The sequence below is a fragment of the Maribacter polysaccharolyticus genome, assembly GCF_028882255.1.
Lineage (GTDB): Bacteria > Bacteroidota > Bacteroidia > Flavobacteriales > Flavobacteriaceae > Maribacter_A > Maribacter_A polysaccharolyticus.
This window is the reverse complement of sequence record NZ_JARBUY010000001.1, coordinates 144,485-165,306: the sequence shown is the minus strand read 5'-3', so window position 1 is coordinate 165,306 and position 20,822 is coordinate 144,485. Positions and strand designations below refer to the sequence as shown.

At 42.0% G+C, this 20,822-nt stretch carries 16 protein-coding genes and 1 tRNA gene; 11 read left to right on the top strand and 6 right to left on the bottom strand.

What is annotated here, in order from left to right:
• Positions 1-19: 19 nt before the first annotated feature.
• Positions 20-328, bottom strand: coding sequence for a hypothetical protein (locus PHU20_RS00755; protein WP_274823420.1), 309 nt, complete (start codon positions 326-328; stop codon positions 20-22).
• A gap of 70 nt (positions 329-398) precedes the next feature.
• Positions 399-998, bottom strand: a complete 600-nt coding sequence (folE, locus tag PHU20_RS00750; protein WP_274823419.1) for a GTP cyclohydrolase I FolE — start codon at positions 996-998, stop codon at positions 399-401.
• 200 nt (positions 999-1,198) lie between these two features.
• Between folE and PHU20_RS00745 the strand changes: the two genes are divergently transcribed.
• From PHU20_RS00745 to PHU20_RS00705, 9 genes are all read left to right on the top strand, one after another.
• A complete protein-coding gene (locus PHU20_RS00745) occupies positions 1,199-1,903 on the top strand; it encodes an ABC transporter ATP-binding protein (RefSeq protein ID WP_274823418.1) in 705 nt (234 codons plus the stop codon).
• Positions 1,903-2,667 carry a TIGR02757 family protein gene (locus PHU20_RS00740; RefSeq protein WP_274824449.1) on the top strand — a complete coding sequence of 255 codons (765 nt, stop codon included), beginning with the start codon at positions 1,903-1,905 and terminating at the stop codon, positions 2,665-2,667. Before PHU20_RS00745 ends, PHU20_RS00740 begins: the two co-directional genes overlap by 1 nt.
• Before the next feature lie 74 nt (positions 2,668-2,741).
• Positions 2,742-4,226 (top strand): S10 family peptidase, encoded by a 1,485-nt coding sequence (locus PHU20_RS00735; RefSeq protein ID WP_274823417.1) that lies wholly within the window; start codon positions 2,742-2,744, stop codon positions 4,224-4,226.
• Positions 4,227-4,865 carry a chloramphenicol acetyltransferase gene (locus PHU20_RS00730; RefSeq protein WP_274823416.1) on the top strand — a complete coding sequence of 213 codons (639 nt, stop codon included), beginning with the start codon at positions 4,227-4,229 and terminating at the stop codon, positions 4,863-4,865.
• Between the two features lie 119 nt (positions 4,866-4,984).
• On the top strand, positions 4,985-5,839 hold the full coding sequence (locus PHU20_RS00725) for a hypothetical protein (RefSeq protein ID WP_274823415.1): 855 nt from the start codon (positions 4,985-4,987) through the stop codon (positions 5,837-5,839).
• 102 nt (positions 5,840-5,941) lie between these two features.
• Entirely contained in the window at positions 5,942-6,616 is a 675-nt protein-coding gene (locus PHU20_RS00720; RefSeq protein WP_274823414.1) for an SGNH/GDSL hydrolase family protein, read from the top strand.
• A 167-nt stretch (positions 6,617-6,783) separates the two neighbouring features.
• A complete protein-coding gene (locus PHU20_RS00715; RefSeq protein ID WP_274823413.1) occupies positions 6,784-7,182 on the top strand; it encodes a hypothetical protein in 399 nt (132 codons plus the stop codon).
• Between the two features lie 70 nt (positions 7,183-7,252).
• The gene (locus PHU20_RS00710) at positions 7,253-11,596 is read left to right on the top strand and encodes a CusA/CzcA family heavy metal efflux RND transporter (RefSeq protein ID WP_274823412.1); all 4,344 of its coding nucleotides are present in this window, start codon (positions 7,253-7,255) and stop codon (positions 11,594-11,596) included.
• Positions 11,597-11,651: 55 nt separating this feature from the next.
• A complete protein-coding gene (locus tag PHU20_RS00705; protein WP_274823411.1) occupies positions 11,652-12,800 on the top strand; it encodes an efflux RND transporter periplasmic adaptor subunit in 1,149 nt (382 codons plus the stop codon).
• Between the two features lie 201 nt (positions 12,801-13,001).
• Here PHU20_RS00705 and PHU20_RS00700 read toward each other — a convergent pair whose 3' ends face one another.
• Positions 13,002-14,009, bottom strand: coding sequence for a 4-hydroxyproline epimerase (locus PHU20_RS00700; protein WP_274823410.1), 1,008 nt, complete (start codon positions 14,007-14,009; stop codon positions 13,002-13,004).
• A gap of 11 nt (positions 14,010-14,020) precedes the next feature.
• Positions 14,021-15,604, bottom strand: a complete 1,584-nt coding sequence (locus tag PHU20_RS00695) for an aldehyde dehydrogenase (NADP(+)) (protein ID WP_274823409.1) — start codon at positions 15,602-15,604, stop codon at positions 14,021-14,023.
• A gap of 410 nt (positions 15,605-16,014) precedes the next feature.
• Here PHU20_RS00695 and PHU20_RS00690 point away from each other — a divergent pair, with 410 nt between their 5' ends.
• Positions 16,015-17,577 carry a M28 family peptidase gene (locus tag PHU20_RS00690; protein WP_274823408.1) on the top strand — a complete coding sequence of 521 codons (1,563 nt, stop codon included), beginning with the start codon at positions 16,015-16,017 and terminating at the stop codon, positions 17,575-17,577.
• 58 nt (positions 17,578-17,635) lie between these two features.
• Here the strand turns inward: PHU20_RS00690 and PHU20_RS00685 are convergent.
• A tRNA-His gene (locus PHU20_RS00685) sits at positions 17,636-17,711 on the bottom strand.
• A gap of 272 nt (positions 17,712-17,983) precedes the next feature.
• Here PHU20_RS00685 and PHU20_RS00680 point away from each other — a divergent pair.
• Positions 17,984-20,056, top strand: coding sequence for a tetratricopeptide repeat-containing sensor histidine kinase (locus tag PHU20_RS00680; protein WP_274823407.1), 2,073 nt, complete (start codon positions 17,984-17,986; stop codon positions 20,054-20,056).
• Here the strand turns inward: PHU20_RS00680 and bshB1 are convergent.
• On the bottom strand, positions 20,053-20,775 hold the full coding sequence (gene bshB1 / locus PHU20_RS00675; protein ID WP_274823406.1) for a bacillithiol biosynthesis deacetylase BshB1: 723 nt from the start codon (positions 20,773-20,775) through the stop codon (positions 20,053-20,055). The genes PHU20_RS00680 and bshB1 overlap by 4 nt on opposite strands.
• Positions 20,776-20,822 lie beyond the last annotated feature (47 nt).

The following is a 20,822-nucleotide window of genomic DNA, read 5'->3' as shown; positions in this document are numbered from 1 at the left end:
ACATTCCCCTTTTTTATATCTATTCTTTAATATTTATGTTTATTGTCTTCTTTTTACGGGGATTGATGATATATGTATAAATCCACATGATCGTAAATGTGGGTATCACATCCAATCCGGGAAAGATTTCCTCTATAAAAGTGAACACCCCGGCCACTTGGCCGATTTTTCCCTTATACAACCGTGTCATCAACCAACCTGCCAGTGGGGCCCATATGACATCGGAAAAATCACCGATAAAGGGTACGACAAAAGACAACATCCCTATTCCATCGAAAAGTAATCCCAATAAAAGGGTCCGGTATTTTTTATCCTCGTTTTTTGACATGGCTTAAATTATAGGTCATTTGGTAATGGCATATAAAAATTTCCCGTTATATGGTTTTACGATTGCGGGCCTAAGATAAGTTGGAACTTATCAATTTTAGGAACTCGTTTCTCGTCTCTTCCTTTATAAAGCTCCCTCGGAATCCCGATGTGGTAGTTACCGAGTTTTGTTTCTGAACCCCCCTCATCATCATACACATATGCGAGGCCTCGATCACTACGGCCACCCCTTGGGGTTTTAAAGTGTCATTGATACAATCCAGGATCTGTTCGGTCAATCGTTCCTGTACCTGTAATCTACGCGCAAATACATCCACGATACGCGGTAATTTACTAAGTCCAACGATATGGCCGTTAGGAATATACGCTATATGCGCCTTCCCGAAAAAAGGCAATATATGATGTTCACATAACGAATACAATTCAATATCCTTTACTATGACCATTTCATTATACGATTCTTTGAACATGGCACTCTTGAGGATCTTTGCAGCGTCTTGCTGGTACCCTTGGGTAAGGAAAAGCATGGCTTTGGCCGCCCGTTCAGGGGTTTTCTTTAAACCTTCCCGAAAGACATCCTCCCCTATCTCCTCAATGATCTTGGAATACCGTTCTTGGATATCCTTGGTTATTTCAATATCATACTCCTCTAAACTTTTATATGGTGCCATATTGCGATTTTTTTGTTTACCCTGTAGTTCTACCGGAAGGCATTTTAATTTATGGCCTATCTGAGTGGCAGTACATTTTACGGCATCACAAGTTACCGCTAAATTCATTAAAATAAAACTGGAATTCGGGATTGTTATTTACCGGGTCGTTTTGGTATGTCTGTGCTATTGTTTAATTTTCGGACCGTAAAAAAGCTTCAATGATCAAAGCCACCAATATCCAAAAGTTTTACGGGGATTTACAAGTGCTAAAGGGCGTCGACCTGCATATTAAATCGGGTGAAATCGTTTCCATAGTTGGGCCTTCGGGCGCAGGTAAGACCACCCTATTGCAGATCTTGGGCACTTTGGATGTACAAAGCAATAAAATGGACAGTAGGCTTCTGATAAAGGACGTAGAGGTCACCGATTTGTCGGACAATGAAATCGCGAAGTTCAGAAATGGGAATATTGGTTTTATTTTCCAGTTCCACCAACTATTGCCCGAATTTACGGCTTTGGAAAATGTATGTATCCCAGCCTATATAAAAAAAACGCCTCGAAATGATGCGGAAAAAAGGGCTAAGGAACTGCTTGACTTTTTAGGACTTTCGCACCGCCTAAACCACAAGCCCAATGAGCTTTCAGGGGGCGAACAACAGCGTGTTGCCGTAGCAAGGGCATTGATCAACAACCCATCGGTTATTTTTGCCGATGAACCCAGTGGTAACCTTGATTCCGAAAGTGCGGACAATCTGCATAAATTGTTTTTTGAATTGCGGGATAAATTTGGTCAAACCTTTGTTATCGTTACCCATAATAAAGAATTGGCGGATCTTGCCGATCGCAAACTCACTATGGTCGATGGTCGAATTACCGATTCCACGGGTATTGAATGGGCCGACCTTACCACTGATCCATTATGATGACCCAAAACGAACTCAAAGAGTTTTTGGATATCAAGGTTGCTGAGTACAATCAAGTACACTTCTTGGAAAGTGACCCTATTCAAATCCCTCATGCCTTCACCCTAAAGGAGGATATTGAAATCAGTGCCTTTTTAACGGCGACCATTGCCTGGGGCAATCGGAAAAGCATCATCAATAATGCCAAAAGAATGATGGGGTTATTGGATCATTCCCCCTTCGATTTTATTATGAACCATACGCCTAGTGACCTTGAAAGGTTTGAGGGCTTTGTGCACCGCACTTTTAATAATCACGACCTTGTTTATTTTGTCCAAAGCCTACAGCATATTTACCGCTTACATGGTGGCATGGAAACCGTTTTTGCATCAAATGTTGGCATAGATTCGATACAAAGCGGTATTTCAGCCTTTAAAAAGGTCTTTTTCGAACTACCACACCAACAAAGAACCACCAAACATATTTCCGATCCCTTAAAAGGATCGGCCGCCAAACGCATCAATATGTTCTTACGATGGATGGTCAGGGATGCTTCTACCGGGGTGGACTTTGGGATATGGAAAAAAATATCCCCCAACCAACTTTCCTGCCCATTGGATGTCCATTCCGGTAACGTAGCGAGAAAACTCGGTTTATTGAAACGAAAGCAAAATGATGCCAAAGCGGTTTTGGAATTGGATACTTCCCTGCGCAAATTGGATCCCAATGATCCCGTAAAATATGATTTTGCCCTATTTGGACTTGGGGTTTTTGAAAAGTTTTAATTTCCGGAAACCATTGTTTTCTGTCATTGTGTAAATTTCCCTACTTTTAATCCAACCAATCTCAAATTAAAAAAATGAAAAGAATACTCTTTGTATTAAGTCTGGTCGCAGGCATGGCATTGACCAATGCCCAAGAACGAAAACTTCCAGTGGATACCGTGGTTACTACACAGCACAGTGTTACCATAAAAGGAACTACGATCAATTATACCGCACAAACAGGTACTCAACCGGTATGGGATGAAGCGGGTAAACCTATAGCATCCTTATACTATACGTACTATACCAAGAACAACGTAAAAGATCGGGCAGCCAGACCCTTGCTCATTTCCTTCAATGGTGGACCCGGATCTGCTTCGGTATGGATGCATTTGGCTTATACAGGACCAAGGATCCTAAAAATCGATGATGAAGGGTATCCCATACAACCTTATGGTGTGGATCATAACCCTTTTTCGATATTGGATGTTACCGATATCGTTTATGTGAATCCGGCAAATACCGGTTATTCCCGCACTATTCCTGAAACAGGGAAGGAAGTGGACCGGGATAAGTTCTTTGGAATAAATGCCGATATAAAGTATTTGGCCGAATGGTTGAATACTTTTGTAACACGTAACAATAGATGGCGGTCCCCAAAATACATTATGGGGGAAAGTTATGGGGGAACTCGGGTCATGGGGCTTTCATTGGCTTTGCAAAACCAACAATGGATGTATCTGAACGGGGTGATCATGGTTTCCCCAGCCGACTATAAGGTAATACGAAGGGGCGGACCGGTATCGGATGCCATGAACCTACCCTATTATACGGCTACCGCTTGGCATCACAAGCAATTGCCTTCAGCATTGCAACAAAAAGACCTTCTCGAGATATTACCGGAAGCTGAGGATTTTACCCTTAACACCCTGATTCCCGCCCTGAGCAAAGGAGGATTTATAGACAGTGCCGAAAAAAATGCCGTTGCCAAGAAAATGGCCTACTTTTCCGGATTGTCGGAAAAAGAGATCCTTGACCAGAACCTAGTGGTGCCCACAGGGTATTTCTGGAAGCATCTATTAAAAGATCAAGGGTATACCACAGGGCGTTTGGATTCCCGTTATTTAGGAATTGATCGGCAGAACTTTGGGGAAAGACCGGATTACAATGCCGAGCTGACCTCTTGGTTGCATAGCTTTACCCCTGCCATCAATTATTACCTTCAGGAAGAATTGAATTTTAAGACCGATATAAAATACAACATGTTCGGCCCGGTACACCCTTGGAACAATGAAAAAGACAATACCAGGGACAATCTTCGCCAAGCTATGGCCCAGAACCCTTATTTGAATGTCTTGGTACAATCCGGTTATTACGATGGTGCCACCACCTATTTCAATGCCAAATACACGATGTGGCAAGTAGATCCCAGTGGTCGAATGAAGGATCGGTTCGAATTTAAGGGTTATCGCAGTGGGCATATGATGTATTTGAGACGGGAAGACTTAAAAAAAGCCAATGATGATATCAGGGCGTTCATAGAACGGACCACCTCTAACGGTAAAAGTGCCAAGTATTGAATGAAAACAGTCGATTTCAGCAATCCGCACCGTAAAAAGCATTTTGATTTTTTTAGGGGGATGAACCATCCACATTTCAGTGTTACCGCCAATGTTGATCTGGGTGAATTGTTGCCTTATCTAAAAAATGAAAACCTTTCGGTCCATATCAGTTTGGTTTATTTATTGTCATTGATGGCCAACGAAATCCCCGAATTCAGATGGCGGATACGGGGAGATGAAGTGGTTGAGCATCCTTTGGTACATCCATCTTTCACCGTACCTACCGATATGGCCGATGTTTTCAGTTTCTGTACGGTGGATTTTTCCCATGATTCAAAGGTGTTTTTTAAAAAGGCCAGGAAAGTCATGGACAAAATGAAAACCGATCCTTCTCTAGAGGATGAACCCGGTCGTGATGACTTTTTATTCATGTCAACGTTTCCATGGGTAAGTTTTACGAATATCCAACATGCGATGCACTATCATCCGTCGGACAGCGTGCCTAGAATCGTTTGGGGAAAGATTTTTGAACAAAACGGTAAGACATTGATGCCTTTATCGGTACAAGCGCACCATGCGATAGTCGATGGCAGGCATATAGGGCAATTCTTTCAAAATTTCGAGGCTTTGGTTACCCATCCGTCAGAATACCTATAAGACCAAAGGTTGAAGCTTTGAACGTCTTGTAAGATGGATCTAAAACAGGCTGGTTTTCACAATTTTAAGGACATATATACGTTAAGGATATTGATACGAACAAAATATCTAACAACATTATGAAAACTAAACTGCTTTATGCTTTATTGGCATTCGTTATTATATTTAATTTCTCATGTGATGATTCCGAGGACAGCGTTCAATTGAGTACCGAAGCCATGGAATTACCACCTTATGAATCCATGGCCATTGATTTAAGTGGTTTTTTGGAAGATTCTTCAGGAACCGACAAATCAATAGCTTCGACGGCAAAGTTGGGTGACAACTGGACATATCCCCGGGTAGTGGTCGGATTTTGGAATACGGTATTATTCACCAATTTAGCCATCCCGGTTGCTTCATTTCAAAGTGCGTTTAACCATGAAGCCGAATTTTTAGGGGAAAGCACTTGGCAATGGTCTTATACCGTTGATGGATTTGCGAGTGAATATACGGCAAGACTTACTGGGGAATTGACCGATGATGGGGTAATTTGGGAAATGTACGTAACCAAAGTAGGTACCGATCCCTTTGATGAATTCCTTTGGTTTTCGGGGGTATCCGACTTGGATGGTAACGCTGGGGAATGGGTACTTTACCAAAGTCCTGAGAATCCCGTATCGATGATCAATATTACCTGGAGTCGCGAAAATGATGAAATAGGGAATATCAGATATACCTGGATCCGTGAATTGGACGCAGAGGAAGGCGAAGACCTTTATTATGGCAGTTACCTGGAATACGGATTGCAGGAAGGGGATTACAATGTATTTTACAATATTCATGTATACGATTCCGAAAACGAGGATTTTGTTGATGTGAACATCGAATGGAGCCAGACCGAATATTATGGAAGGGTTATGGCCTATACCTATTTTGGGGATGAGGATTGGCATTGCTGGGATAGCACAGGTGCCGATGTGTCCTGCGAATAAATGGATCGAAATTAATGCAAAGACCTTGGTAAAGCGATTTACCAGGGTTTTTTGTTTTAGAAATAAGTATATTTATTCCAAAAATAAATACCCCCAAATGCCATGAAAACATTCATTGTCTTTTTTGTTTTTTTAATGATAAGTACTTCCCAGGCCCAAGATTGGGCAAATCTAGAACATTTTAGGGCCGAAAATGCCAAAGTTGGATTGCCCGATGCCCAAGAAGACCGTGTGGTGTTTATGGGGAATTCAATTACGATCGGCTGGTTGAACAAGGTACCGGAATTCTTTGAGGGAAAACCGTATATCAACAGGGGTATTGGAGGACAAACGACCCCTCAAATGCTATTGCGTTTTAGACAGGACGTCATTGCCTTGCACCCCAAAGTAGTAGTCATTCTTGCCGGGACCAATGACATTGCAGGCAATACCGGTCCGTCTACCCTGGAAATGATCGCCGATAATTTGAAGTCCATGGCAGAGTTGGCAGAAGTCCATGGGATAAAGGTCGTAATTTGCTCAGTACTCCCCGTCTATGACTATCCTTGGCGACCCGGATTGGAACCCTCACAGAAAATAATTGCACTCAACGGGATGTTAAGGGCGTATGCACGGGAAAACAACCATATTTATCTTGATTATTTTTCTGAGCTGGTGGATGAGCGCAACGGATTGCCCAAAAAATATGCCCTTGATGGTGTACACCCGACAAAATTGGGCTACGAGGTAATGGCTCCTATGGTGGAGGCCGCGATAGCCAAAGCATTGGGCCGATAGTCCCGAATTCATGGTCTGTCGATAAGCGATTTGGTTTCGTACTGCATTTACGTTTGTTCGAACGAAGTGTTGAAATTTACAATTCTATAGGGTAACCCTTTACTTGTCATTAATTTAGGGAATGAATATCCATTCAAATTCAAATATTGCATATCTTTATTATCGGTATGTTCAAGTGTATTTCATTCGTATTGTCCCTTTTGGTATTTATCCAAAGTTTTGGTTTGGATATGCGGGAATTCGCACATCTTGGCCAACTTGTTGCGCATGCGCAATTCCATGCTGAAAAATATGATGATGATATCATGGTTTTCCTGTCCAAACATTATGGTGAATTGGCCCCTGAACATTCAAAGGACCATCAGGAAGAAAAAAAAGCCCATGACGAACTTCCCTTTAACCATTACTGTAGTTCGTATACCCCAATGGCTTTTGTAATCCATATTTTTAATGTTCCTCCCATTCAAACGGTTCCGATCCTAAACCGTACATTGGATTTCTTTTATTTGGACAACTACTCTTTTTTGGAAAAATCGGATATTTTCCAACCGCCCCAACACGCATGATCCCCTATTGATTTAGTTCATCCCGGTCACAAAAGGCTTGGATGTTTTGTATCACTTTTTACCATGGATTATGTTGACAAAAATCATACGATTCAGTATAAAGAATAAACTATTTGTTCTGCTGCTAACGTTATTTATCATATTTTTTGGGCTATTTTCCCTATCCCGCATTCCTATTGGGGCCGTTCCCGATGTAACGAACAATCAAGTGCAGGTCATTACGACTTCCCAGAATCTATCAACCCAAGATATAGAACAATTCATCACCTACCCTGTAGAGCTTGAAATGGCGAACCTGCCCGGGGTACTTGAGATCCGTTCCATATCCAAATTCGGCCTATCTGTGGTGACCATTGTATTTGAGGATAATATGGGGACCTACCTGCCCAGACAACTTATCGCCGAAAAAATAAAGTCGGCATCGGAAAAAATCCCAGAAGGATTCGGCACCCCGGAAATGGGGCCCATCACCACGGGCTTAGGGGAGATTTATCAATATGTATTGGATACAAAACCCGGATATAAGCATAAATATTCCGCTATGGAACTCCGTACCATACAGGATTGGATCGTAAAACGTCAGCTATCCGGTATCCCGGGGGTTGTCGAAGTCAATACTTGGGGTGGGTACCTAAAGCAATATGAAGTGGCCATTAATTCCGAGAAATTGAATGCCATGGATATCTCAATCGGCGAAATTTTCAAGGCATTGGAAAATAACAATAGCGTTGCCGGTGGTGGATATATCGAAAAGAACAATCAGGCCTATTTTATCCGTGGGGAAGGTCTCGTGACCTCCTTGGAGGATATCGGCAATATCGTGGTAAAAAATGAGGGTGGTGTCCCTATTTTAATAAAGCACATAGCAAGTGTCGGTTTTGGTAGTGCCAATCGATTCGGGGCCATTACGGGCAACGGGGAAGGGGAAAAAGTTTTGGGTCAGGTCATGATGCTAAAAGATGCCAATTCGAAGAAAGTCATCGAGGCGGTAAAGGATCGCGTAGCCTCGATTTCCAAAACCCTGCCTGAAGGTGTTTATATCAATCCATTTTTGGAACGAAGTGCATTAATTGCCAAAACAACTTTTACCGTGGCAGAAAACCTTATTCTCGGTTGTCTTATCGTCATCTTCGTCGTCGTATTGCTCTTGGGTAATTTAAGGTCAGGATTAGTGGTGGCTTCGGTCATCCCTATATGTCTTTTGTTTGCCCTTTCCCTGATGTACATTTTTGGGGTAGATGCCAATTTGATGAGTTTAGGGGCCATAGATTTCGGGATAATCATTGATGGGGCGGTGATCATAGTGGAATTCATCGCTTTTCAGATCACTTCCAAAGGCAAGGAATTATTGGGAATGACCAAAAGGGAGGTGCAGTCGGCCAAGGACAGGATCACGTTGAATAGTGCCTCTAAAATGATGAATTCGGCAATTTTTGGGCAGTTGATCATTTTTATCGTTTTTATACCGATCCTCTCCTTAAGTGGCGTTGAAGGTAAGATGTTCAAGCCCATGGCTTTGACCTTTAGTTTTGCTTTGATTGGGGCCATGATCTTGTGTTTTACCTATGTCCCGGTCATTTCATCCCTTATATTGAAACCGGCACGGATCACCGATAAGAATATATCGGTACGTTTAATGCGATTCCTAAATCTGCTCTATGCCCCTACTATCAAATGGGCTTTGGGCTGGAAAAAGTCGGTCTTGGCGATAGCTGGAGGCCTACTTGCACTATCCGTTTATCTTTTTACCACCATGGGGGGTGAATTCGTACCTACTTTGGATGAGGGCGATTTTGTAATCCAACCGATCCTGAAAACCGGAACCTCGTTGAGCAAGACCATTGAGACCACGACCCAAATTGAACAAATTTTATTGGATAATTTTCCGGAAGTGGACCAGGTGGTGACCCGGATTGGTGCCGCAGAAGTCCCAACAGACCCCATGTCTATGGAAGAAACCGATGTCATCATTACCCTTAAACCCATTAAAGAATGGGTTTCTGCCCACTCCAAAGACGAACTCGCCGATAAATTCAAAGAAGCCCTAAGGGTTATTCCCGGAATGGAAGTAGAGTTTACCCAACCCATAGAAATGCGATTCAATGAACTTATCACAGGGGTACGGGCCGATATAGCCATCAAGATATTCGGAGAGGATCTGGAGGTCCTAAACGCAAAGGGCAATGAAATTAAACGGTTGATACAAGATGTCGAAGGTGCGGCCGATATCAGTGTTGAAAAAATAGCTGGACTTCCACAAATGAACATCAAGTTCGACCGCAGTAAAATCGCAAGATATGGATTGAACATCAGTGATTTGAATAAGATGGTTTCCATGGGGTTCGGTGGCAGTAAAATGGGAAGCATCTTTGAAGGGGAAAAACGTTTTGACCTTACCCTTCGGTTGGATGAAAACAGTAGAAGGAACATCGATGATATCAAAAACTTTTATGTGGACCTACCTTCAGGGGGAAAAATTCCCTTGAGTGAGGTGGCCGATATTACCAATACCAAAGGGGCGGCCAAAATCTCTCGTGATGACACCAAACGAAGGATCGTTGTGGGCATCAATGTACGTAATCGGGACCTTCAGTCAGTGGTTTCGGATATTCAGAACAAAATCGAAACATATATACAGCTCCCTGTTGGCTATACCATTACCTATGGGGGGCAGTTTCAAAACCTGCAAAGTGCCAAAAGCAGATTAAAAGTAGCGGTACCCGTGGCATTGGTCCTGATTTTTATCTTACTCTATTTTGCATTCAGGTCATTAAAGGAAGCCTTGATGATTTTATCGGCAATTCCGCTTGCCGCTGTTGGTGGTGTATTCTTATTGTGGTTTCGGGGCATGCCCTTCAGTATTTCTGCCGGGGTAGGTTTTATCGCACTTTTCGGTATCGCGGTATTGAACGGAATTGTCCTGATAGAGCATTTTAAAGAGCTTAAAGAACAGGGTGTAACGGATATCGAAGCCAGGATTAGGCAAGGTACAAAAGACCGTTTACGGGCGGTTTTACTCACCGCAGCGGCAGCTGCGCTAGGGTTTCTGCCCATGGCAATTTCCACTAATGCGGGTGCGGAAGTACAACGGCCATTGGCAACGGTGGTCATAGGGGGACTTGTAACATCGACCTTACTGACCATGATCGTGTTACCGATTTTATATTCCATTTTTGACACAAAACAAACCTCTCGTATTATGAAGAAGTTAAAGAAGAAGAAAAATAAGGGTTTAGGGGTTTTTCTGCTGCTTGTTTTACTTACAGTTCAGGTAAATGCCCAAGAAAAAGGATTGCATTTTGAGCAATTAAGAACAATGGCCTTGGAAAACAATGCCGGGCTTAAGGCTGCGGAACTAAAAACCCGTTCTTCCAAGGCTTTGGTCGGTAGTGCATTTGACTTTGAAAAAACGGAAGTTTATTATTCATACGATCAAAACAATTTGGCTTTTAACGACAATCCATTGGATGTTTTTGGCATTCAACAAAGCTTTTTGTTTCCGACCGTTTATTTCGCTGGTAAAAGAATCAATAAAGCGAATTTAAGGATGGAGGAAAGTAATTTGGAAATACAAAAGCAACGCCTTGAGCGTGAAATCGCCTCTGCCTATCACCAGTTGGTATATGAGCGTGAAAAGTCGAGGGTCTATGGGTATTTGGACAGCATTTACCGGAAATTCGCACATGCTTCCCAGCGCAGGTTCGAATTGGGGGAAACCAATTATTTGGAGAAGATAACGGCAGAGGCCAAACAAAAGGAACTCCAAGCCCTTTACGGGCAAGCCAAAGAAGATGTGACGATGGCACTAAAACACCTGCAACAAATAGTGCAAGTGGATGAACCTTTGGACATTGCATTGCTACCGATTGAAAAATTGGAATTACATGTGGATGGGATTTCAGGTAATATCGGCCTGACGCTTTATGAACAAAGAAATGACTGGTATAAGGCCAAAAGCGGTTATGAAAAACAATCCCTGCTTCCCGAAATCAATTTTGATTATTTCCAAGGTACGAATTCAGGTTTGGGAGAACATCTTTATGGCTATCAGGTCGGATTGAAAATCCCATTACTATTCAATGGTAAGGCCGCTAAGATTAAGGCCGCTACCATTGAAAAGGATAGGGCCTTTGAAGAATCGGTGGACTACAAGAACCGATTGTACCTAAAATACGGACAATTAATGGGGCAACTCCGCAAATATGAAACCACCTTAAGTTATTACGAAAATGACGGACAAAAGATTTCTGAAGAAATTCTGAAAACCGCGACGGTCAGCTTCCAGAATGGGGAAATCGATTTTTTCCAATACATCCAGAGCTTGGAAAATGCATATCGAATCACGTTGTCCTATTTGGAGAGTCTCAATAATTACAATCAAACCGTTATTGCCCTGAACCATTTGATATTGTGATGGGAAAATAATGAAAAAGGAAAATATGAATACTACAAAATCAAAAATAAACCTCATGAAATCATTTCAATATACAGCCTTCCTCCTATCGGCCTTTATGGTCTTTGCCTGTGGGGAATCAAAGAACAAAGATGAAAATGATGAAGCCACGGTATCCACAAACCGCAATACTGAAATTCAGCTTAGCAAAGAGCAGTTCGATCGTAATAACATGAAATTGGGCCAATTATCGGAACAATCGTTTCCGTCGGTAGTGGTTACGACAGGAATGATCGATGTACCCCCACAAAACAGGGCCATAATAAGTTCCTTCATGGGCGGGTATATCACCTCCACCCCCTTATTGATCGGAGATCGGATCGGCAAAGGGCAATTACTGGTTACTTTGGAAAACCCCGAATTTGTAGCGTTGCAGCAAAACTATCTTGAGACGGCCGAGCAACTTACATTCCTTAAAGCCGAATATGAACGCCAAAAAACGCTTATGGCCGAAAAGATCAGCTCGCAGAAAAATTTCCTAAAGGCAGAGAGTGAATATAAGGGTACGTTGGCCCGTTATAAGGGCTTAAAGAAAAAATTGCAAATGCTGAATATAAATATCGCTTCGGTAGAGGCGGGAAACCTTACCTCTGAGATTACCCTTTATGCCCCTATTCATGGTAAGGTCACCAATTTATATGTGAGTAAGGGTACTTATGTTTCCCCTGCGGATGAAATCATGGAGATCATTAACACCGACCATATACATCTTGAACTTTCCGTATTTGAAAAAGATATACTAAAGATAAAGAAAGGACAAAAAATATTTTTTAAAATCCCTGAGGCCGGAGACATATCCTATGAAGCGGAAGTACATCTTGTTGGGACGTCTATAGCCAAGCAGAACAGGACGGTAAAGGTCCATGGTCATTTAGATGACGATGAAAATCACGATTTTGCGGTAGGAATGTTCGTTGATGCACAAATAATCACCAATACCAACCAGGCATTGGCCTTACCTGAAGAAGCGGTAATTTCCATGGAGGAATCACATTTTGTGTTGATGCAAACAGTGAATGGAGGGACCTTTGTTTTTGAGCAAAAGGAGGTGGAAATCGGCGGAAGTTTCAATGGTTTTGTGGAAATAATAAATGTTGGGGATTTTAAAACCACTGATACCTTCTTGGTCCAAGGGGCTTTCAATCTCATAGGAAATGATGGATAAATCGGGACTTAAGGTTACAGGGGGCGGTTGAATTGAACGGGCGAACAATACCTTACCTGGTCATATATAGGGAAATTAAGGTATTATTGGGTTGGGGTGACGCAAATCGGGATTCATATATGGTGCTCCGTAGGTTGTACTTGCCCATACCCTATCAAACTTTATCGATAATCGAATTGCAGGGTCCTTTGCCCTTGGTTTTTAAACAACTTGGAAGCCAAAGGCATATGGGTCATCGTCATCAATGGTAATTGTATTATGGCCATAAATTTTAGCCCAACCTTGGATACTGGGAATAATGGCCGGTAATCCTGCTAAAGTGGTCACTTGTTCCACCCTTCCGATAAATTTGGATCCAATATAACTTTCATGTACGAATTCCTCGCCCAATTTCAATTTTCCTTTGGCGTACCATTGGGCCATTCGGGCAGACGTACCGGTGCCGCACGGTGAACGGTCTATGGCCTTATCCCCATAAAAGACGGCATTACGGGCCGTGGCCTCCGGGGAAAGGGTTTTTCCTGTCCATAATATATGGCTTACGTCTTTAATGGTCGGATCCTCCGGGTGTACGAATCTTCCCGGGTATTCCACATTGATTTTATCCCTTATTTCCTGACTGAATTGGATGAGTTGGCTTGCCGTAAAATCTTGGATACCGGAAAAATGCTTTTGGGAATCGATTATTGCATAGAAATTACCCCCATAGGCCACATCAAAAACCAATTCCCCTAATTGTGAGGACACTATCTTTAGTTCGGTTGCGGCCAAATAGGACCTTACATTGATCAACTTGACCCAATCCACTTTATTACCTGTTTGTTTATACTCGACCAATACGAGTCCCGCTGGGGTTTCCATACGAATCTTGCCCCGTTTCTTGGGAGTAAGAAGTCCTTCCTCTATCCCTATGGTGATGGCACCTATGGTACCATGGCCACACATGGGTAGGCAACCACTGGTTTCAATGAACAGGATGCCAAAATCATTTTCAGGATTTGTTGGTGGGTAGAAAATGCTGCCGCTCATCATATCATGGCCTCGGGGCTCGAACATCAAGCCTTTCCGGATCCAATCGAACTCTTTAAGAAAATGTTGGCGCTTTTCGCCCATAGTCTTCCCCTTTAGGATCGGCCCTCCTTTCGAAACGACCCTAACAGGATTTCCACAGGTATGGGCATCAATACAGGTAAAAACACTCCTTGCCATACTTGGGGTATTTAGAGAGCGCTTTTTGTTTGTTCATTGTTTACCAATCGTAAAATGCCCAATGGATTCTCATTTTTTAATTCGTCAGGCAATTGGTCATTGGGCCAATCCTGGTAGCTGATCGGTCGCACCCAACGTTTGATCGAATGAACGCCTACGGCGGTAAATCTACTATCGGTGGATGCAGGATAAGGTCCACCATGTTGCATTGACGGACATACCTCTACCCCGGTAGGTACCCCATTGTATATTAATCTCCCTACCCTATTCTGTAACGCACTGACAATGTTCGGATTTGCCGTCAACTCTTGTTCTTCGGCAATTAGGGTACCGGTCAACTGGCCTTCAAGATTTTTGATGATTTCTTCCAACTGGTTTACATCCTCACATTGGACAACGATGGAATAAGGACCGAAAATCTCCTGGTGTAAGGTCTTGTTTTGTAAAAAGGTATTGCCTTCTACCGTAGTAACCGTTTGTCTGGCATAATTTACCTGCACACTTTTCTCCAATTCAGCTTTCACCGTTATACCACTTTGGGAAAGTGCTTTTTCTTTTTTTGACTCATATGCCCCAATGATATTGGGATGTAACATACAGCTAGGTTCTATTTTGATGATTTCATCCGAAAGCTTTTTTATGAAAGCGGTCAATTCCCCACTTTTGATCCCTAAAAGTAATCCTGGATTGGTACAAAATTGTCCGGTTCCCAACGTGATGGATCCCGCATAGGTCTTGGCCAACGCCTCCCCTCTTTTAAGTACGGCTTCCGGTAATAGTACAACGGGGTTCACACTTCCCATTTCAGCAAAAACAGGAATCGGTTCTTCCCGCTGTGCGGCCAAATTGAACAAGGCCCTACCGCCTCCGATGCTTCCTGTAAAGCCAACGGCCTTCACTCCGGGATGTTGTACAAGGGCCGTACCTACTTCTATTCCACTACTGTTTAAATTTGAAAAAACGCCAATGGGCATATTCGTTTGCTTGGCTGCATTGACAATGGCCGAAGCAACCAATTCCCCTGTACCTGCATGCATGGGATGTGATTTAACGATTACCGGACATCCGGCCGCGAAGGCAGCTGCCGTATCGCCCCCAGCCGTAGAATAGGCCAACGGAAAATTACTGGCACCAAAAACCACCACTGGGCCTAAAGGAATCAACATTTTGCGTAAATCAGGTTTTGGGATTGGGGTTCTGTCGGGAATGGCCGTATCTATGGATGCCTCTACCCATGAACCTTCTTCCACTAATTTCGCAAAGGCCCTCAATTGGCCAATGGTCCTGCCCCTTTCCCCCATTGCCCTTCCTTCGGGCAAACCGGTTTCTGAGCAATAAGTTTTGATCAATTTGTCTCCCAAGGCTAAAATCCCATCGGCTATCGCATTCAAAAATTCGGCCTTTCTATTTCCCGTTAAAGCCCCAAATTCCGTTGCGGCAGCAGTAGCCAATGTTATGGCCTCCTCGATTTCCCCAGGTGTAGCTTCCATGAAAGGGATATCGTTTTCCGTATTTAATTGTGGATTAAATGTTTTGTAGGTTATTTCACCCTTGGCGGAAAGCCTATTCCCAATATAATTTTTACCCGTAATCATTTTGGTATTCTTTTTAATATTCATAAATATTCCAGTACCAAATTATTGATTAATATTCTAAATCGATCTTCAATCGACAAAAAATACCTTCATTGATCATCGGAACCTTTACCTAGTGCCGTCTTCAGCCCTGTCCATTCCGTAACTTTGGTCATCGATCTATAAATTTTTCGACATTTTGAGGGAATTCGTAAGGAATCCATAACGATTTCAACACCAATCCATTATATCCATAAGCCTATCGTTTATCCACTATAAATACATTGATTAAAAAAGCATCCATAAAATATAATTTATCAATGACAGCTTCATAAAATTGCCAATAAAGCAATAATGCCGCACAGGTTTGGAAATAAAAGGAAAGACCCGACGGTTTTCATTATTTTTGATGCTTTAAAAATCTTTCCTTAATGAATAAATTGGTTTTAATTGCCGTTGGTTTATCAATGGCCTGTAATTCTTCGCAAAAAACGGTTCCTGAAAAAAAGGAAGATACTACAACTCAAACGGTTCAAAAAACTTATGCGGCATCCATAACAGCCGATGAGTTGAAAGAACACTTATATGTTTATGCATCCGATGATTTTGAAGGGCGTGAAACCGGCACCAATGGAGCAAAGAAGGCAGTAGCCTATATCAAGGATCAATATGTCACTTTGGATATCCCTGCAGCACAGGGCAATAGTGATTATTTCCAAAAAGTTCCCTTATTGACCAATGAAATGCCTTCTGGGGCAATAGAAATCAATGGGATTAGCCATGAATTGGGGGAAGATGTCCTGGCGTTTGATGCCGTAAAAGGCCATTTTGATTCGATTGTCTATGCTGGGTATGGAATAGAGGATGAAAATTACAGCGATTTTACGGATTTGGATATAAAAGGCAAACTGGTACTGGTGAAGTTTGGCGAACCGGTAAATGCCGATGGAACATATAAGATTAGCGGTACGCGCAACAAATCAAAATGGAGTAAAGTATCCGATGCCTACGGGGAACGATCCAGAGCCATACAGGAGCATGGCGGGTTGGGGATGTTGTATTATGATGATGAAAATTTTTCAAGATATCAAAGTTATTACAAAAGGATAAAACAAGGCTCTTCAGGGAAACTTTCCTTGAAAAAGTCCAATGATCCGATATTCATGAATGTTGTTCTGAACAAAAAAGCCGCAGCTGAATTGTATCCCGGAATCTTGAATGGTACAGCTACTGAATTTCTTGGTACGGATTTGAACCTTAACCTTACGTCTAACGGAAGTGTCATCGAATCTGAAAACGTCGTTGCCTATATCAAGGGGTCGACCAAACCGGATGAATATGTCGTTATTTCTTCCCATTTAGACCATATAGGTATAACCGATAAAGGGGAAATAAACAACGGTGCCGATGATGATGGCTCAGGTACAGTGGCTTTATTGGAAATAGCGGAGGCCTTTAAACAAGCCGCAGAAGCAGGTTATGGTCCTAATCGTTCCGTAGTTTTCCTTCATGTAACCGGGGAGGAAAAAGGATTGTTCGGTTCGGAGTATTATACCGATATAGACCCGATTTTTCCTTTGAAGAAGACCGTGGCCAATTTAAATATCGATATGATAGGTAGAATAGACCCTAAACGCGAAGGGGACCGTAACTATCTTTATTTAATAGGTTCGGATAAATTAAGTACCGATCTACATAACCTTTCGGAGCAGGTGAATCGAAAATACATGAACATTGAGCTCGATTATACCTATAATGACCCCCACGATCCCAATCGGTTTTATTACAGGAGTGACCACTATAATTTTGCCAAAAATAACATACCGATCATTTTTTATTTCAATGGCACCCATGATGACTATCACCGCCCCACCGATACCCCAGACAAAATAAATTACGATCTTTTAGAGAACCGTACACGATTGATTTTTTATACGGCTTGGGAAATCGCCAATCGTAATTCCAAAATAAGCGTGGATAAGGTTTCAAAATAATACCTTACGGCATCGCACAAAAAAAGCCCTGACTCCGTTGTCAGGGCTTTTGTATTTTGGGTGGAAGACCGGGTTCGAACCGGCGACCTCTGGAACCACAATCCAGCGCTCTAACCAGCTGAGCTACAACCACCATTTAAAGCGGGTGCAAAGTTAATTTTTTTTCATCGATCTTACCAACTAAAACCGATTATATTTTTAAAAGAATTTACATTTTTTATAGATCGAAGGTGGTTCCTAAAAGTATTCCCAATTTTAGAATTGCACCATTTTACCGATGAAATGCATGTTTGATACGATAAAACACACAAAAATTGCCGTTTCACAACATTAATTACCTTTTAAAGGACCTAACATTTATTTTTAGTCCTTGAATAAATAGATGTTTCCTGTCCTATACATTAAGATGAATATAAAATACACATTCCCCCAAAAAAAGTTCGTTCTTCTATTCCTATTGGCCAGTTTCGTATGTATCGAAGTACAGTCACAAATTCTACGTAGGGATAGTCTGCGGTATCAGATCCGTCGGATCGAATCGAAGAATGACTTTAACCCTAAGGATAGCACCTATATAAAATTGTTGACCGACCTTGGTAAGGAAATGCGTTTTTATAATTCCGATAGCCTTTTCCTTATTTCGAGTGAGGCCTTGACATTGGCTTTGGAAGCCGATGATAAATATGGCCAAGGTAACTCTTATGAAGGACTGGGTAGTTACTTTGAAGATCAAGGAAAGTATGGAGAAGCCATCAAGTATTATAAGAAGTCATTGGCAATATCCGAGGAACGTAATGACTATGTCAAAATCCTTGAAATAGAAAACCATCTTGCCAATGTGTACCGTTATATGGGGGATTATGCAGAATCCTTGAAATTATTCTTAAAGAGTATTGAATATGCCAAACTCTTGGGGGACGATAAGATGCTATCGATCTTGAATGAAAATATCGCGAACCTCTATGTCAATCAAGAAAACTATGAACAAGCCGTTCAATATTATAAAATCGTAAAAAAAATCAACCAAAGGATCGGGAATGAAGTTTATATGGCCGAAACCATGAGTAATTTGGCCTCGGCATATGCTGAAATGGGCGAATTCGAGTATGCCATGTACAACATAAACAGTAGTATCGGGGTTTTCGAAAAACACAAGATCATGGACTGGTTGGCCTATGCCTATGAAGTAAAAGGGAAGACCTATCTTAAAAATAAGGATTATAAATGGGCCTTGTTCTGGTATAAACAGGGTGAGATGCTTCATAAAAACATCGATGATATCCGAGGAGAAACTTCCTTGTTGAATGGGATTGCCGAGGTTTACCTTGGACAGGGAAAAGACAGTTTATCCGAACATTATGCCTTAAAGGCCATGGATCTTTCGAAAAAATTGAATTTTAAGGAAGAAATTCGAAAAGGTACCATGATCTTATATAAGGTAAACAAAAACAAAGGGGATCTTGAAACGGCACTGGATTACCATGAGCAATACCAAGCTATCAACGATACGATCATGGCCCATAGAAACGAGAAAAACCTTACCATGTTGATCACCAAATTGGATTTTGATAAGGAAAAGGAACAACTCATCATCGAAAATGAGCAAGCTTTGGCCGACCAAAAAAGGTACATTTATGCGGCCATGTTATTGGTGGGGATTTTCTTGGTCGTAACTTTGGCCATCTATCGAAATAAGAAAATCCTTAAAAATTTGAACGATGAATTGCAAAGCAAGACTTTGGAATTGATCGAACATGAAAAGGAATTACGGGCATCCAATGAAACCAAGGACAAATTATTCTCAATAATCGGACATGACCTCAGGGGTCCCATTGCCGCTTTCCAGGGATTGTTGAAACTGTATAGGAACGGGGAGATCGGGTCAAACGACTTTTTGCAGTTCATCCCCAAATTGGGAAAAGACCTTGACAATATTTCATTTACATTGAACAACCTACTTTCATGGGGCCGTACCCAAATGAACGGTTCAAGTACCAAACCGAGTGCCATAGCCCTGGAGAACCTGGTCATAGAGAATATAAATTTACTTGAAGAAAGTGCCTCGACCAAATCCATCCAGATCGTGAACAAGGTTTTTGGCAATACCCTTTGTTGGGCCGATGGCGACCAAATCGATATCGTCATTCGGAATCTTATAAGCAATGCCATTAAATTTACCCCTGAAAACGGTACGATCACGGTAAGCGTCAATGAACGGGGTCCGCTATGGGAAATTTCGGTGAAGGATACCGGTATAGGTATCAAAGAGGAAGTCCAAAAGAAACTGTTCAAGAAGAATGCCAACATCACCACCTATGGTACCAACGATGAAAAAGGAACCGGTTTGGGGCTTTCCCTTTGTAAGGAAATGGTGGAAAAGAACAATGGTGACATTTGGGTCGAAAGTACCATACCCAAAGGGTCGTGCTTTTATTTCACCTTGCCCAAAATGAGGAACAATTTAAAGAAAGCGGGTTAAACCAAATCGAACAAATTGCGAACCGCAGGATAACGTTCGGCCGTATAGCCCTCGGCATGGTCTACCCCTATTAGACGCCCAAGGTCCCTTGCCCTAAAATCCACACTGTCCAAAAAGGTCTTGCTACTTATCGGGGTTTCCGGTTGATCGCTATTTGGGTCATGAAATTGGGAAGAATAGGCCAGAATTGCCTTTCTTTTTATATCGATAAAGCCAGAGACATCAATCACGAAATCGGGCTCTAAATTTTTCCATTGTATGTAATGATATACCTGTTTGGGTCTCCAAGGATCTTGCCATTGATCGTCCCCTTCCATTTTTGAATCTATTTTCATCAATCCACTCAGGAAACAGGCATCACTTACCAATTTACTTCCTTTTCCATGATCGATATGCCGATCATCAATGGCATTACATAAGACAATTTCCGGGCGATATTTTCGAATCATCCTGATAATGGCCATTTGATGCTTTTTATCATTGACAAAAAACCCATCTGCAAACTCCAGGTTTTCCCGTACCGAAATACCTAAGATCTTGGCCGCGGCCAAAGCTTCATTGTCCCTGATCTCCGCAGAACCCCTGGTTCCCAATTCCCCTCGGGTCAAATCTATGATACCCACTTTTTTTCCGTTGGCTACTTCCTTGGCTATGGTCGCACCTGCACCAAGTTCGGCATCATCGGGGTGAGCTCCGAAAACCAATATATCTAATTTCATGTATGTTTATTTATTTCTTCGTAAAATAAAGTTGATTCTTTCTTCGC